Raw genomic sequence first — 15,786 nt, forward strand, 5'->3', positions numbered from 1 at the left:
TCTTGCGCCGTATTTAAACAGCAGATCATCTAATCCTAAACCTCTGTCGTAAGCTACTACTTCGTTTTTAATGCGAAGGCTGTCCATTTCTGCATCCAGCTTATCAATAAACAGCAATAATTTACCACCTCTCATTACATACTGATCTATTTTTAATTTTTCTTCGTCGGTAAATTTTTGCTTAGGCTTTACAATAATTAATAGTTCAAATGTATCAGGTATTGCAGGCTGTGCATTTAAGTTGAGGGTTTTAAGATTATAATCTTTTAGTAAAACACTGTTGGCTAAATCGTAACTTCTTACATCTCCCGGCTCGCCATTGCCTGCAGAGTAAGCCACCATGGGCTTTCCTGTTTGAACTAATTTATTGATGGCATCTGCAAATTTAAATTCCATCATTGCCTCGGCGCTGTTTATTTCGCTGTAAGTAATGGCTTTTGATGAACCGGTGTACAATTCAACCGGCATCACTTTTTCTTTATAACGAACTAAAGCAACAGGATATAATAACTGCTGCTGCTCCCCTGCTTTTAACTGCGATTTTAAATTGATAGGATATAAACCCAACGCACTTAATGTATCGCCCCATTTTACCGCTGTGCCTTCCATTTCATCATCAGGACTAATAAAATTGTATTGAAAATTATTACCGGTAACTTCTTTAAACTCACTTAATATTTCGTTACTGCTGTTAGCTAATTTTTTAAACCCACTGGGAAATTCGCCTTTTAAAAAAACATCCACTATCACAACATCATCTAAATTTTTTAATACTTTTTTTGTGGGCTTAGATAAGGTAAAACGTTTTTCGTTGGTAAAATCTATACGGGTATGGTACAATGATGCCAGCCAGTTAAGTGCCACTAAAAAAACTATGGTAATGAGTAACCACAATTTACTTTTCCATATTTTATTTAAAATGCCCATTTATTTTTTATGCAAATTTTTAACGGTGATCAGCAGAAATAAAAAAATAACGCTGCTAAAATAAATTACATCCCTGCTGTCTAAAACGCCACGGCTTATGCTTCGGTAATGAAAATCTATACCCAGCATTTCTGTATAATAATCAAGCCCGTTTGTAAAAAAAGATAATTTGCTTAATGCATTAAAACCAAAAAATAAAACCAGGCAGCCAAACACACTTATTAAAAAAGCCACTACAGCATTATTGGTAAAGCCGCTGCAACATAAACTGATGGCTGCAAAAACCGCTGCTAAAAAAAACAGGCCAATATAACTGCCCGTTATGCCGCCGCCATCAATAGTACCCTGCACACTTAATTTTTTTATAGTAAATATGTAGATAAAAGTGGGCAGAATTACAAAAAGCAAAACAATTAAAATAGAAAAATACTTACCCAATACAATCTGCCATTTGGTAAGTGGCTTGGTTTGTAAAATTTCAAAAGTGCCGCCTTTAAATTCGTCGGAAAGCGTACGCATGGTTAACGCAGGTATCAAAAAAAGTAAGATCCATGGCGCCAGTTCAAAAAATTTATCTAATGTGGCATAACCAAAATCAAAAATATTGCTGTCTTTTAATACAAATAAGAACAGTCCATTTACAATTAAAAACAAAATAATGGCAATATAGCCGGTAAGGTTGCTAAAAAATTGTTGCAGTTCTTTTTTACAAATACTCCACATGCTGTTTTAAAATTGCTGCAATTTACTACTTAACAAATTAATTTACAGCGATAAAATGAAACATATTTAAATTTAAACAAATGCCATCCTGCCTTTTATTTTGTGATTTGACCATTTAAAAAATAAATTTTAATTTTTTAAGCAGCACTTTACAAAAAGGCTTTGTCTTATTTTAAGAATAGGCCGTTTAACAACTAACTGCTGCATAAATTCCAAGATTTTAAAGCCAGGATTAAATTAAATTTTTTAAGTTTTTTTTGACTGCACAAACAATCGCTTTAAAGTTTAAAAATTACCAAAGTTGTTTACCCAAAACCAACTGCTGAAAGCCCCATTTTACCGTGGGGTTTTTTTTATGGATTATTCTCTTCCCTGCATCTCTCTAAAAAATTTTATTATGAAAAAATTGATAATTGTGCTTGCTGTGGGTATGGTAGCATCGAACGGTATGGCTCAAACTGGTAAAAAAAATATGGCGCCGCCACCGCCGCCGCAGGAAATAAAGGATATTCCCCCACCACCACCACCTGCTCCGCCAACGGAAGCAAACTTTATTAAACCTCCGGTTCCGCCGTTTCCACCAGTTCCGCCAAAACCGCCAGTAAAATTTAAAGCACCTGTTATTGTAAATGAAAAAGGGTATTCAATTTTGGTACAAACTACAAAAGAAGAACCTGTAATATTATTAACAAAGAAAGGCATAACCCAAAAAATAAGGATGAGCGTTTGGAATGCCAAGCCGGAATATTTTGAAAATAAATATGGTAAGCTGCCTCCACCTCCGCCGCCCAAGCCTGCTCTGCCAATTTTGCCTGCGGTAGAATAAAATATAACCGTTATGAAAGCAAAAGCCCTCCGAAATTGGAGGGCTTAATATTGTACACTGAAACTGAAGTTTCGGTTTTGTTTTTAAGAACGAAATACAATTTCGTTATACAGCAAAACTTTCGCCACAACCGCAACTGCGGCTGGCATTGGGATTATTAAAGAAAAAGCCTTTGCCATTTAATCCATCACTAAATTCTAATTCGGTATTTACCAGGTATAAAAAACTTTTAAGGTCGCATACAATTTTTACGCCTTTATCTTCAAAAACCTGGTCCATTGGTTTTACTTCGTTATCAAAATCCATTTTATAGCTTAAGCCGCTGCAACCGCCACCTACAACTCCTACTCTTAAAAAATAAGACGGGTCATCAGCAACGCCAGCATCCGTCATCAGGTTGATGACTTTGGATTTTGCTTTATCTGAAATGAAAATAGAATTATCCAAAGCCCCCCCGCCCCCCGAAGGGGGGAGTGAAGCCCCTGCTGATGCAGAGTTCTTTTCTATTATTGATGAACCAACTGATTGCATTAATGATAACTGTTTAATTTTACTTACTCCAAAAGTTCCCATTTAGGGGCGGAGGGGCTGCGTTTAATGAACCACACTCTCTTCAAACTTAATAGCTTCTTTACCATTTTTTACACGGTAATCGTTGATGGCTGCTTTAATAGCATCTTCTGCCAAAACTGAACAGTGAATTTTTACAGGAGGAAGATTTAATTCTTCCACTATATCCATATTGTCAATCTTTAAAGCATCATCAACAGATTTGCCTTTAAGCCATTCTGTAGCTAATGAAGAAGAAGCAATAGCAGAACCGCAACCAAAGGTTTTAAATTTGGCATCGGTAATCATACCCGTTGCATCATCCACTTCAATTTGCAAACGCATAACGTCGCCGCACTCTGGTGCACCCACCAAACCAGTGCCTACATTTTTGCTTGCTTTATCTAACGTACCAACATTTTTTGGATTTTGGTAGTGATCGATTACTTTTTCTGAGTATGCCATGATTTTATATTTTAAAATTTAAAAAATTTTCAATATCGAATGTTTTTAAAATCAAACTTTACATTCACCATTCGATATTTATACATTCGCCATCCATTTTAATGTGCTGCCCACTCAATCGTACTCAAATCAATCCCTTCTTTATACATTTCCCAAAGCGGACTCATTTCTCTCAACTTCAAGACTGTTTCGCTTATCGCTTTTATGGTGTATTCAATTTCTTCTTCGGTTGTAAAGCGGCTTAATCCAAAACGCAGCGAACTGTGTGCCAGGTCATCACCCAAACCTAATGCTTTTAAAACGTAGGATGGTTCTAAAGAGGCAGAGGTGCAGGCGCTACCACTGCTTAAGGCAATGTTTTTATTAAAGCCCATCAGTAAACCTTCGCCTTCTACATGTTTAAAACTAATATTAGTAACATGCGGCAAACGATGTTCGGTACTGCCATTTATATAAGCTTCTTCCAGCTTCATTAATTCAGTTTCTAAATGATCTCTCATTTTAATGATGCGTTTGCTGTCTGCTTCCATATCCAGCATACAAATTTCGCAGGCTTTACCAAAACCAACAATGCCGGGTACATTTAAAGTACCGCTTCTCATGCCTCTTTCGTGGCCGCCGCCATCCATTTGGGCAGTAACTTTTACCCTTGGGTTTTTTCTACGAACATACAATGCACCTACGCCTTTTGGCCCGTACATTTTATGTGCAGTAAAAGCCATTAAATCTATGCCATCTTTATTTACATTAACCGGTATTTTTCCTACAGCCTGTGTACCATCTGTAAAAACCAGCACACCATGCTTACGTGCAATAGCACTTATTTCCTTAATCGGCATCACTGTTCCAATTTCGTTATTGGCATACATAATGGCAATAAGAATTGTAGATGGTTTTATTGCAGCTTCCAGTTCTTTTAAATCAATAAGTCCATCTGCTTTTACCTGTAAGTAAGTTACTTCACCGCCAATTTTTTCAATGTGTTTGCAGGTATCCAAAACCGCTTTATGTTCTGTAGTTGCTGTTATTATATGATTGCCTTTGCTTGCATACATTTCATACACACCTTTAATGCCCAAGTTATCGCCTTCGGTAGCGCCGCTGGTAAAAATAATTTCTTTAGGATCGGCTCCAATTAATTTCGCCACCTGCTCACGTGCATAATCAACAGCCTCTTCAGCCTCCCAGCCAAAAGGATGATTACGGCTGGCCGCATTACCAAAATGTTGTAAAAAATAGGGCGTCATTGCTTCCAGCACCCTTGGATCCATGGGTGTTGTAGCGTTATTATCTAAGTAAATCGGTAACTTCAGCATGTCTTTTATTTCTTGTTTATAATGCAAATTTACTGCAAAAGGTTCTATTTTAGCTATTCCATTTTTTGGGTTAACCTTCAATTTACGTATTTCGTAAACCAGTGTTGATAAATAAAATAATTATGCTTAAAACTGAACATATCGGTATTGCTGTAAAAGAGTTGGCAAATGCTGTTCCACTATTTGAAAAACTGCTGAATAGTCAGTGCTACAAGACAGAATTTGTTGCGGGAGAAAAAGTAAACACTGCATTTTTTAAAACTGGCGATACCAAAATTGAATTGTTAGCAAGTACGGATCCCGAGGGTGTTATTGCAAAATTTATAGAAAAAAAAGGTGAAGGTGTACATCATATTGCTTTTGCTGTGGCAGATATTTACGCTGAAATGAACCGATTAAAAAATGAAGGTTTTGTTTTATTAAACGAAACACCAAAGGAAGGTGCTGATAATAAATTAATTTGTTTTTTGCATCCCAAAGGGACTAATGGTGTGTTGATAGAATTATGTATGGAGAAGAAATAACGACCCAACAGTAATGATGGGTCGTTATGCAAAAAATAAAAAATTATTTAACTGCCAGCAAATCTACAAATTCAATTACCGGATCTTTTGCTAAAAGTTCGGCTGCATTGGCCATTAATGCTTTGGCAATTTCGCCCTGCAAATGAGCACTTCTGCCGTCTTCAGTTTCAAAAGTGTCGAAAATACCAAACGTATTTTCGTTTATTTTAAGGCCATACCATCTTACTGTTGCAGGTTCTGCCTGTGCCAATGATAATGCACTTTTTAAAAATTCAGCTACAATTTCTTCTTTACCGGGTTTAGCTTCTACCCTCGCTAATAATGCAAATTTTTCCATGTTGATTATTTTTTAAAGTGATAAAAATTATTGTGACGATGATTAGTGTGCAAATAAATTAAGGCCGGGGATATAAGCGTATAAGCATTAATAAAATACTGGTGCAAGTATTTTTAGCAGCAAAATAAAAAGCAAAATTATAAATCATGGCGATGACTTAATATGCCATTTACGTTTTTTCGGAAACTATGGTTGCGCCGCAGTCTTATTTTTTTATTTATCAAATCGGTTTACTTAAAAAAGCTGCAATTATTTAACGGCCACAGGTTTTTTATCAAAAAATTTAATGAGCAACAGCCCGGCAATAAAGCCACCAATATGTGCTGCATATGCAACGCCGCCACCGCCGCCAACCAAGCCACTAACAATTTGAAAAGCGATCCACACCCCCAAAGCCAGAGAAGCCGGAATTACAACTACCTGGTATAAAAAAAGTGCTTTTACTTTTAATTTAGGAAACAATAATAAATAGCCGCCTAATACACCACTTATTGCACCCGATGCACCAAGGCTTGGTGTAATGGAACTCTGCTGTAAAAAATAGGTAGAGAACACATGGCTTAAAGAGGCTATTACCCCTGTTAATAAATAAAAAATAAAAAAGCGGCTTTTACCCAACCTGTGCTCCAGGTTATCGCCAAAAATAAAAAGGTATAACATATTGCCGAGTAAATGCATCCAGCTGCCGTGCATAAACATTGCTGTTATTAACGTAAAATAAACGGGGATGTTGGTTGGCAACAGTGCCGGTATCAAAAACTGAACCCCAGTATATTCATCAACTTTTATCTGTGCTTGTGTTACAATATCTTTTCCCGTTAATATTTCTGCCGGCACGGTGGAATAAGCATACGTAAAATCGCTGTCACCACTCATTTGCTGAAATAAAATCCAAACTAAAACATTAGCTGCAATTAAGGCGTAGGTTACATATGGCCTGGTGGTAATAGCCGAGTTATCGTCACCGATAGGTAGAAGCATGTTGCAATTTTTTTCTAAAGTAAGAATAATTTATACTAAATAAGGATTTTCCCTTTTCTCTTCCCCAATTGTTGTTGCCGGGCCGTGGCCGCTGTACACCACCGTTTCACCGGGCAGTACCAACAATTTTTCTTTTATATTTTTAATTAATTGCCCGTGGTTGCCGCCGGGCAAATCGGTACGGCCAATGCTGCGGTTAAACAAAACATCGCCGCCAATTAAAAAATTTTGTGCCTCGCAATAAAAACAAATATGCCCCGGCGAATGCCCCGGAGCTTCTATTACAGTTAGCTCGTCTTTAACCAATACTATTTTATCGCCTTCTTTTAAAAAAATAAAGTCGCCGGTATAATTATCAAAAGGCAGGTTGTACATAAGGCCACTGGTAGGTGCAAACTCTAATACTACCTTTTCCTTAGAATGAATTTGTGGCGTTAATGTATAAGTTTCGGCAACGTATTTGTTACCAAAAACATGGTCTAAATGGCAATGGGTATTGAGCAGCATTTTGGCAACTAAGCCACTCTGTTTTATAAATTGTGTAAGCTGCTCCTTTTCGGCATCAAAGTAACAGCCGGGGTCTATAATGATGCAGTTATTAAACTCATTGTACAGCAAATACGTATTTTCCTGTATAGGGCTAAAAACAAAGGATTTAATTTTTAACATTCATTGATTATTTATTATGATTAAGATTTACCTGAAAACAACTAATTTTAAGTTATAAACGATTACTATGCAAAGTAAGCTGACTTTTCAGCAACCTAAAACGCAATTTTTAAAAAGATTAAAGATATTATTCAATAAAGGAATTATGAAAATGCCAACGAAAGCCAACGCCCCATCCGCTTTAATAAAAGTTGAAGAAAGGTATATCGTACAAGTGAGTGACACAACGATGTTCAGTAGAATTAATAAAGCTGGCTCCAAAAATATTTTTTTATGGTTTTTTACTTTTTGTTTATTAGCAATTGCCTGTTGCTTATTGCCAATTGCCACACGTGCACAGGTAAATACAGTAGAGTTTGGTAAAAACAGGGTGCAGTTTAAAAAGTTTAAATGGCAATATTATCAAACCGCTAATTTTAATATATACTTTAACCAGGGTGGCGAGGAGCTGGCAAAATTTGTTGCCCAAAGCGCCGAAAAAGAATTACCTCAAATAGAAACCGCAGCAGAATACAGTTTGCAACGCCGTGCCAATATTGTTTTATATAACAGCTATGCCGATTTTGAGCAAACTAATATTGGCCTGGGTACCGACTGGCTGAATAACAGTGGCGGCACCAAACTGGTAAACAATAAAATGCCAATTTATTTTGATGCCGACCATGCCAAATTGCGCCTGCAAATAAGAACTGGTATTGCAAAAGTATTAACCGATAATGTTTTGTTTGGTGATGACCTTGGCGAAGTGGCCAGCAACCAGGCTTTACTGGATTTACCGAAATGGCTTACCGATGGCTATGCTGCTTACCTTGCCGAAAACTGGAGCACCGATTTGGATGATGAATTAAAAAGCGAAATACTGAGTGGCAATTATAAAAATTTCAACCGCTTTGCTTTTACAAAACCTCAAATTGCCGGCCATGGTTTTTGGTATTTTATAGAAGAAAAATATAAAAAAGAAAACACTACTTATTTATTATACCTGGCCCGTATTTATAAAAACTTAAACAAGGCCTGCATGCAGGTTTGTAAAAAGAAATTTAAAGAAGTGCTGGCAGAGTTTATGGAATACCAGGATGAGAAATATTATAAAGACATCAGTAAAAGAAAAGCGTACCCCAAAGGCAGTTATGTAGAAGGTTTTGATATTAATAAACGCCTTGATTATTTCAGGTTTAATGTAAACCCCAATAAAAAAAGCCGCTCTTATGTGGTAATGCAATACAAAAAAGGTATTGTAAGGGTTATTTATAATGATGAAGATGTAAACAAAACTTTATTAAAGTACGGCACCCGCAGTTACATGAACGAGATAAACCCCAACTATCCGTTAATGGCATGGGATCCTAAGGGCACAAGAATTACAGTGCTGTACACTGCCGAAGGAAAAATAAATATGTTTGTGTATGATATTATTACCAGGATAAAACAATTTAAATTAGACCTGACACAATATTTTGATTTAGTACAGGACATCAGCTACATTAACAACAGCAATACGTTATTAATTACTGCTGTTAAAAACGGGCATACTGATATTTTCACTTTCGATTTTCAAAAAGAAAAATTACTCCAAATAACAGATGATGTGTATGATGACCGTGATGCATCTTTTGCCGCCTTCCCTAATAAAAACGGAATTTTATTTGCCAGCAACCGGCCAACACCTTATGCAAAAGGCGGCGATACCAGCCTGCCCAGTAATAACCATTACAATGTTTTTTTAATTACCAACTTTGGCGATAAGCCCGAGCTGAATCAAATTACACAGCTATCGAATTTAAAATATGGCGATGCCCGCAGCCCAACACAATACAATCAAAACCATTTTACTTTTGTAAGTGACGAAAATGGTGTGGGTAACCGTTATGCCGGATTTTTTACCACCAAAGCGGAAGGCCTGGATACCTTAGTTTTAATTGCCGATGAAATTTTACGCAACCCATCGCCTAAAGAAGTGGACAGTACTTTAAGGGTGTATAAAAAAACAGATGTAGATTCTATTGCAGTAGTTGCAGTGTCCGCTGACTCTGCTTACACATTTCCTTTAACCAACTACGAAAGCAGGCTGTACGAATCGAGAATTGCAGGCGACAATAACCAGGTAAGTGAAGTTACCCGCCAAAGCGATGAAAAAGTTTTGTATAAACTAAAAATAAATGAAGATGTGTTGCGCCGCCGCAACATAACTGCTCAGCCAACTGAGTATATGAAAAAGAAAATGGCGGAATACCAATTGGCTAAAGGCTCAAAAGGTTTACCTGCAGATACTCCTGCTTCCGATACTGCAAAAAAACAGGATGACTTTTTTCAGAGTGAATTTGCGAATGAGAAAAAAGACAGCAGTTTATCAGGACAAACTTTTCCTGCTGCCGAAACAGAAAATGAAATGGTTTTAAAAAACATAAAACTATTTCCGTACAAGCCGCCAAAGTTTTATGTTGAAGCCGGATCGTTTGGTTTTAATAATTCTGTTTTAATAAACCGTTATCAAACTTATGGTGGTGGCGCAGGGCCAATTCGCTTAAGTTCTTCTACACCACTCAACGGCCTTACACGTATCGGATCGTCGGAGTTAATGGAAGATGTAAAAATAACAGGTGCTTATAAAATATCTTCTAATTTAAAAGACAATGAGTGGTTTGTAAATTATCAAAATTTAAAAAGAAGAATTGACTGGGGTGTATCTTATTACAGAAATGTGCAGGGATTTCAAACGGAGTTCAGCAATTTTTTTGGAAGAACTTTTACCAATTTATATCAGGGGAATATTGCTTATCCTTTTGATAAAAACAGAAGTATAAGATTTAGTACGGGTGTACGTTCAGACAAAGATGTTTTTAGTGGAGTAGATCCTCAATCTGTAGCCCAACCCGATTTTCAATCCACTTATTTAACCAGTAAGATTGAATATGTGTACGACAATACTTTAAACCCTACCATGAATATTTGGAATGGCCTGCGTGCTAAAGTTTATTTAGACTGGAATTACCAGATAAATAAAGTGGTTAGTGCAGATGGCCCTCAAACTTACAATTTGGGTTTTGATGCCCGTTATTATTATCCCATTTTTCAAAATTTTATTTGGGCCGGCCGTGCCGCAGGAGATTTTAGCTTTGGTAACCAAAAATTAATTTATTATTTAGGTGGTGTTGATGGCTGGCTGATGTTTGGGCAAAATCAGAAGATTGATGCAACAACCGGTGATGTGATTAAAGAAAGATATTTTAACACGAATAATAAACCGGCAAATGATCAGGACTATGCTTTTCAAAGCCTGGCTGTAAATATGAGGGGCTTTATACAAAATGTTGCCAATGGGAATAATGCAGTTGTGCTTAACAGTGAGTTCAGGTTACCGGTGTTCAGCACATTATTTAAACGCCCTATCAATAATGCTTTCCTCCGCAATTTTCAAGTGGTGCAATTTATAGATTTGGGTACTGCCTGGAATGGCGGTTATAATAAATTGCAAAGGCCAGAGATTAATTATAATACAGGCACCGGTAGTGGCCCAGGCCCTGTAACGGTAAAAGTAAAAGCGGGTGGTGTTGGCCCTTTTGCCGGCGGTTATGGCTTTGGTGCAAGAAGTACTTTACTAGGTTACTTTCTAAAATTTGATGCTGCATGGACAATGAGTGGTTTCTTTAAAGGTAAACCACAATTGTATTTTTCGATGGGGCTGGATTTTTAAATTGATAAAATTATTTTACTATTGCCTGGTTCAAAAAACCGGGCAATTTTTTTATTATTAAATACAGCAAATAAAAAAGTGTGCTAAGCATAAAAGTAATACCCCAGGTTTTTAAATGCTGAAAAGGAAAAATAATTCTTTCTCCAATAGAAAGTATTAAATCAAACGGATTGCTGATAATATCCCAGCTGTTCCAGCGTAAAAACCTGCCGAGGTAAACACCAAATGACGCAAGAAATAAAATTGATACTATTAATCGCTCTGTAATTCTGCTGCTGAAATGAAATTGTAAAAATTGCTGCACACGAAATAAAGATACAAATGCCATAATCAGCCCAACTATTGAGGAAGAGAAAATTAATATGGCATCAAACCATTTTGGCACAATAGTTTCTTTTTCAAGATGAATTAAATCGGTAATAATATACAATGCATTGGGGAAAAATACCAGCCAGCAGCAAAAAACAATCAACTGTTTCCATTTTTTTAAACCAGTTATTTTTTTAAAAGAACTGCTGATGATAAAAGGAACCCATGCCAAAAAAATATTCCATACCAGAAACAAATAATTTATTTTGCCTGAATATATAATACGTACAAAAATCAATAACCCAATAAAAAGAAAAAAAGCTACTAATATTTTTTTAAATGAAATCGTTGTTTTCAATTTTACAATGTTTTTATATAAATAATTATTTTAGGAAGAAAAATTATACTGCCAATTACAAAACTGCTGCCAGCTGCCACTAAAACTGCCCCTGCAGCTATATCTTTTACTTTTTTTATTACCGGATGAATGTCTTTAGTAACTTCATCACATAATTTTTCAATAGCAGTATTTATCATTTCCATACTTATAACAAAAGCAATACAAAGAAATATTACTCCCCATTCAGTTGTAGAAATATTAAATACCATCCCCATCAATATTGCAACGGCAGCAAGAACTACATGAATTTTAAAATTGGTTTCAGAGGTGAAGCAAATTTTTATGCCATTAAATGCGAAAGCAAAAGATTTAAATATTTTCATAAAACATTTTTTGTAAGATACTATGAGTTTATGAAGTTTTATCTGCCACCCACTTCCACCAAAATGCGGTACAGGTGGCATAAATAAAAATTTGATACAGTTCATCGGTAATGGAATGCGTATTTCTGTCAACTGCCAAAACTACCGGCACCATAAAAATTATTGCCAGTATGGTTACTGCAAATCCTAATGGGTGAACTGGAATATAAACCCATCCTCTTCTTTTAAACCAGAGTTGTTTCATGTTTTATTTGTTTAAGGATGATGTAATAACTGCTTTTGATAAATAATTTTGAACATAATCGTCAGCGGCATTCCACGATAACCAGGAATATTTTTTTTGCTCACTTAAAAAAATTCTTTTGCGTTGCTCAAAAACTTGCATTGGCGAAAACGGTGAACGGTATAAAAAATCTCCTTCTCCCTGCACAGTAGTTTTATCCAGCAATACCTCCTGGTTTTTTTCAATCAACGGCAATGTTTTATCAGAAAGTGTTAATAGAAATTGCACATCCAGCGGAATAGTGTTTTTATGAGCAAGGTTATACTTCGCCATCGTTTCGTCCCAATGCACACAAGATGCTGTAACCAGAAGTATAATGGCAAACCATCCATTAACCCTTAATAAATAATAACTGGTTTTACGCTGGTGTATTTTTATAAATACGGTAATTAATCCCATTAAAACCATCGATAGAAAAACCAGCACTCCAATTCGTTTGTAAGCAAGGCCCATATGCTGTATGTAGTAATAATCTCTAAGCAAAACAGATATTACCAAAACAGCGTTTTGAAAAATCCATCCATAAGCTCCATAACGAAGCCATCTATTTTTTTTATAAAAATTTAAACTTCCCCTGAAGAAAAATAACAGTACCAGCATAGCCAATACAATGGAAAATATCAGCATGCCGGTGCCTTCATGCACATACTCTTTTAAATTAAGATTGGGGGTATAAGTAAAACCAAACCACACATACACAATATCAATGGCATTAATAAACAGCAGTAAAATATTTAACATTACCAGGCTTAATATACCCACCGTATTTTCGTTTCGTAAAGCCATAACACCATTGGCAAAGCGGCCCATTAAAAGCGACAGTATATCAAATGATGCACTCTCTTTCCATTTTTTTAAATTATTTTTTTTGCGCCACAAATCATTATGCTGCAAATAATCTTTTTCAGAAAAATAATTACTGTGCATTTTTAATAATAAGCCGCCTGTAACTAATAAACCCAGGAGTAAAAAGCCAAATCTGTTCCAGCTAAACCACGTAAAAAATTTGGTAAAGAAATGTTCTATTGCAATACCCATATCCTTTACTACATCCTGAAATACAGCATTGGAAAACGAATACAACAAAAAGAAAACACCTGCAATAAGCAATGGAATAATTAAAAAACGAATGGCCTTTCTTATACCAAAAGATTTTATGCCCGTTATTTTCACCTGCTTTATATTTTCAAAAAAAGAAAAAATAAACAGTACATAATTACCAGCTGCAGATGCTGCAGCATACCAAACGGAGCGATGAAGGTATTGTGTAAACACCACCACCAATAAAAGTGTGGTGCTAAATGCCAGCTTAGTAAGCACCGTATTGTGTACAATAAGTGTAACTAAAGTAACAGCATGTGCCAACAACAACCACTTCATTGCCGGTTTGGTAAAAGCAGCAGGGTACAAATAAAAAACGGACCATAAAACAAAAGCATCAAAGAGTAAAGCATTAAGCGCCAGTTTTTCCTGCCAAAAAATAAGATTGAATAAAACGGCACCGGCGGCAAGTAAAAAAAGTTTAAGTGCGGCAATTTTAATTCCTCTGTCATCTAAAGAGGCATCAATAATTTTAGTATCAAATTCTTTCATTTATTTATTATTTTAAATTGTTTTAAAAATGATAATATTCTACTTGCAAAAAATAATTCCATATAATACCAGCAGATTAAAATGGTGCGGTTAACTTTTTGCATCAGTATTAATTTTATCAATAAGTAATTGTGTTGGCTGGTGTAAAATTTCAAACCATTTCCACCCGGCGATAGGAATACATTTTTTTCCTCTGTAATAAGCAGTTTTAAATTTGCTCCAGTGCTCCGGCATGGTTACCATGCCATAAAAAACTGTAGCCGCCACGGGAAAAGAAATATGGCCGTTGCCCAGCATAAAACACTGCAGGCACACTTCTCCATCATCGGTAGTATCGTATTGCAGCAAAATGTGTTTAATATCATGCTTAGCATAATGCGGCAGCAATTTTATTTTTCTTTTCTCCAAAAAAACAATCAAATCTTTTCCTAGTGTTCCGTTAGAAAAAAGTTGCAGTTCTTTATCTGAATAAGGAAAAATTTTTGGTTTACGAATAAAGCGTAATACCGGCAGTGCCATATTGTGCGTAAGAAAAACTAAAAGTTTGCTACGCAGCAGCAGTAATTTTTTATGCAGCTTATTCATTAGTTTTAAGTTGATTTCTAAATGATAAAACACCAGCAATTGCAGAAATAATAATACAAATCCCTGCTGCATACCTTGCCTGCTTAAACTCTGTACCAAATGTGTTGATGAAAAATACAGCGCCAACTAATGCACAAAAAAAAGTAGTGGCTAAAATTATTTGAAATAACCCGTAGCCATTTTTTCCATTAGCCATCGCAATAGTAGTACTTAACCACACCATCCCTACCAGCGGCACGCTGCATATAAATGAAAAAACGCAGGCTAAAACTACAACGCCAGCTGATCCGTTAAACGCATCCTTATCGAAAACCATTATACAAATACCACTTAGTATTCCATTTAAAAGCGAAGCAAAAAACCACACTCCTATAAATGTAAAAAAGGTTTTGACGTATTTATTCATAATTTAAAAGTACTTTGTATTTCAAAGTGAAAGTACAAAAAAATTTATTTTACCGACCCAATCATTTTTTCCAATGCTGTTAAATGTAACTTAAAAGCTTTTTCGCCTGCTTTGGTAACGGTGTAAGTGGTGTTTGTTTTTCTGCCAATAAAACCTTTTTGAATTTTTACGTAGCCGCTCTCTTCCAGTGTTTTTAAATGGCTGGCTAAGTTGCCATCTGTTATACTCAACAGTTCTTTCAATTCATTAAAATTTATTTCCACGTTCACCATCAGGGCGCTCATTATGCCCAGGCGAATACGGCTGTCAAAAATTTTATTTAAGTTTTCAATTAAATTCATAGCTCACTGTAACTTTACTAATCATTATTTCCATCCATCATCCTTTCTTCCTTTCATACTTATTCCACATCACTATTCCATAAACAATATGTAGTACACCAAAACCCATTGCCCAAAAATGTAACCCATACCCAACATACCATAAGTTTATAATACCCAACAACAATATACCATAGCCTAAATATTTTACTTCGCCTAAAGTGTATTTGCTGCCATTGATTAATGCAAGGCCATAAAAAATTAAACAGCCGGGTGCAATTAAATCAAATTGTCCCATTTGCATCATCCTGAATAAAAATATTGCGCCTGCCATTAAAGGTATTGCAGTGTTCCATAATAATCTTAATGTAGAATTGCCCCACATTGGTGTACTTGTTTTTTTACTTCTTAAAAAAGTAAACAAAAATGCAAGCGAAAATGCAGCCACAAAAGTTAAAGTAGCTATCCAGAATAATTCATTCAACAATTGCCTGCCGCCTTCATCAATCAGGTGGCTTAACTGGCAATCGCCTTTTACCCAGCAATTAATTTTTTG

Annotated in this window: 19 protein-coding genes; 3 read left to right on the forward strand and 16 right to left on the reverse strand. The window is 35.8% G+C overall.

What is annotated here, in order from left to right:
- Together ACY651_RS14290 and ACY651_RS14295 are read right to left on the reverse strand one after the other, a co-directional pair.
- The coding region (locus ACY651_RS14290) for a GldG family protein (RefSeq protein ID WP_462253910.1) at positions 1-927 on the reverse strand (927 nt) is incomplete at its 3' end.
- A complete protein-coding gene (locus ACY651_RS14295; protein ID WP_462253912.1) occupies positions 928-1,650 on the reverse strand; it encodes an ABC transporter permease subunit in 723 nt (240 codons plus the stop codon).
- Between the two features lie 397 nt (positions 1,651-2,047).
- Between ACY651_RS14295 and ACY651_RS14300 the strand changes: the two genes are divergently transcribed.
- Entirely contained in the window at positions 2,048-2,476 is a 429-nt protein-coding gene (locus ACY651_RS14300; protein WP_462253914.1) for a hypothetical protein, read from the forward strand.
- 105 nt (positions 2,477-2,581) lie between these two features.
- Here the strand turns inward: ACY651_RS14300 and ACY651_RS14305 are convergent, their stop codons facing one another.
- The 3 genes from ACY651_RS14305 to ACY651_RS14315 form a co-directional block, all read right to left on the reverse strand.
- Positions 2,582-3,007: a HesB/IscA family protein gene (locus ACY651_RS14305; RefSeq protein WP_462253916.1), complete on the reverse strand. Its 426-nt coding sequence runs from the start codon at positions 3,005-3,007 to the stop codon at positions 2,582-2,584.
- A gap of 63 nt (positions 3,008-3,070) precedes the next feature.
- The gene (iscU, locus tag ACY651_RS14310) at positions 3,071-3,490 is read right to left on the reverse strand and encodes a Fe-S cluster assembly scaffold IscU (protein ID WP_462222157.1); all 420 of its coding nucleotides are present in this window, start codon (positions 3,488-3,490) and stop codon (positions 3,071-3,073) included.
- Between the two features lie 98 nt (positions 3,491-3,588).
- Positions 3,589-4,806 (reverse strand): IscS subfamily cysteine desulfurase, encoded by a 1,218-nt coding sequence (locus ACY651_RS14315; RefSeq protein ID WP_462253918.1) that lies wholly within the window; start codon positions 4,804-4,806, stop codon positions 3,589-3,591.
- A gap of 122 nt (positions 4,807-4,928) precedes the next feature.
- On the opposite strand from ACY651_RS14315, the gene mce reads away from it, so the two are divergent.
- A complete protein-coding gene (gene mce, locus ACY651_RS14320) occupies positions 4,929-5,330 on the forward strand; it encodes a methylmalonyl-CoA epimerase (protein ID WP_462253920.1) in 402 nt (133 codons plus the stop codon).
- A 43-nt stretch (positions 5,331-5,373) separates the two neighbouring features.
- Here the strand turns inward: mce and ACY651_RS14325 are convergent, their stop codons facing one another.
- From ACY651_RS14325 to ACY651_RS14335, 3 genes are all read right to left on the reverse strand, one after another.
- Positions 5,374-5,667 (reverse strand): putative quinol monooxygenase, encoded by a 294-nt coding sequence (locus tag ACY651_RS14325; RefSeq protein ID WP_462253922.1) that lies wholly within the window; start codon positions 5,665-5,667, stop codon positions 5,374-5,376.
- A 249-nt stretch (positions 5,668-5,916) separates the two neighbouring features.
- The gene (locus ACY651_RS14330; protein ID WP_462253924.1) at positions 5,917-6,648 is read right to left on the reverse strand and encodes a rhomboid family intramembrane serine protease; all 732 of its coding nucleotides are present in this window, start codon (positions 6,646-6,648) and stop codon (positions 5,917-5,919) included.
- Between the two features lie 30 nt (positions 6,649-6,678).
- Positions 6,679-7,317: an MBL fold metallo-hydrolase gene (locus ACY651_RS14335; RefSeq protein WP_462253926.1), complete on the reverse strand. Its 639-nt coding sequence runs from the start codon at positions 7,315-7,317 to the stop codon at positions 6,679-6,681.
- A gap of 67 nt (positions 7,318-7,384) precedes the next feature.
- On the opposite strand from ACY651_RS14335, the gene ACY651_RS14340 reads away from it, so the two are divergent.
- Positions 7,385-11,011: a hypothetical protein gene (locus ACY651_RS14340; RefSeq protein WP_462253928.1), complete on the forward strand. Its 3,627-nt coding sequence runs from the start codon at positions 7,385-7,387 to the stop codon at positions 11,009-11,011.
- A gap of 10 nt (positions 11,012-11,021) precedes the next feature.
- Here ACY651_RS14340 and ACY651_RS14345 read toward each other — a convergent pair whose 3' ends face one another.
- The 8 genes from ACY651_RS14345 to ACY651_RS14380 all read right to left on the reverse strand — a co-directional run.
- On the reverse strand, positions 11,022-11,576 hold the full coding sequence (locus ACY651_RS14345; RefSeq protein ID WP_462253930.1) for a DUF1361 domain-containing protein: 555 nt from the start codon (positions 11,574-11,576) through the stop codon (positions 11,022-11,024).
- Between the two features lie 104 nt (positions 11,577-11,680).
- Positions 11,681-12,043, reverse strand: coding sequence for a diacylglycerol kinase family protein (locus tag ACY651_RS14350; protein WP_462253932.1), 363 nt, complete (start codon positions 12,041-12,043; stop codon positions 11,681-11,683).
- 28 nt (positions 12,044-12,071) lie between these two features.
- On the reverse strand, positions 12,072-12,287 hold the full coding sequence (locus ACY651_RS14355; RefSeq protein WP_462253934.1) for a hypothetical protein: 216 nt from the start codon (positions 12,285-12,287) through the stop codon (positions 12,072-12,074).
- Between the two features lie 3 nt (positions 12,288-12,290).
- Positions 12,291-13,919 (reverse strand): DUF4153 domain-containing protein, encoded by a 1,629-nt coding sequence (locus ACY651_RS14360; RefSeq protein ID WP_462253936.1) that lies wholly within the window; start codon positions 13,917-13,919, stop codon positions 12,291-12,293.
- A 90-nt stretch (positions 13,920-14,009) separates the two neighbouring features.
- The gene (locus ACY651_RS14365; protein WP_462253938.1) at positions 14,010-14,504 is read right to left on the reverse strand and encodes a hypothetical protein; all 495 of its coding nucleotides are present in this window, start codon (positions 14,502-14,504) and stop codon (positions 14,010-14,012) included.
- Positions 14,497-14,910: a hypothetical protein gene (locus ACY651_RS14370; protein ID WP_462253940.1), complete on the reverse strand. Its 414-nt coding sequence runs from the start codon at positions 14,908-14,910 to the stop codon at positions 14,497-14,499. Before ACY651_RS14370 ends, ACY651_RS14365 begins: the two co-directional genes overlap by 8 nt.
- A gap of 44 nt (positions 14,911-14,954) precedes the next feature.
- Entirely contained in the window at positions 14,955-15,251 is a 297-nt protein-coding gene (locus tag ACY651_RS14375; protein WP_462220893.1) for a winged helix-turn-helix domain-containing protein, read from the reverse strand.
- A gap of 37 nt (positions 15,252-15,288) precedes the next feature.
- Positions 15,289-15,786: hypothetical protein (locus ACY651_RS14380; protein ID WP_462253942.1), on the reverse strand; the 498-nt coding region annotated here is incomplete at its 5' end.

It is taken from the genome of Ferruginibacter sp., assembly GCF_031391665.1.
In the GTDB taxonomy this organism is placed as follows: Bacteria; Bacteroidota; Bacteroidia; order Chitinophagales; family Chitinophagaceae; genus Ferruginibacter.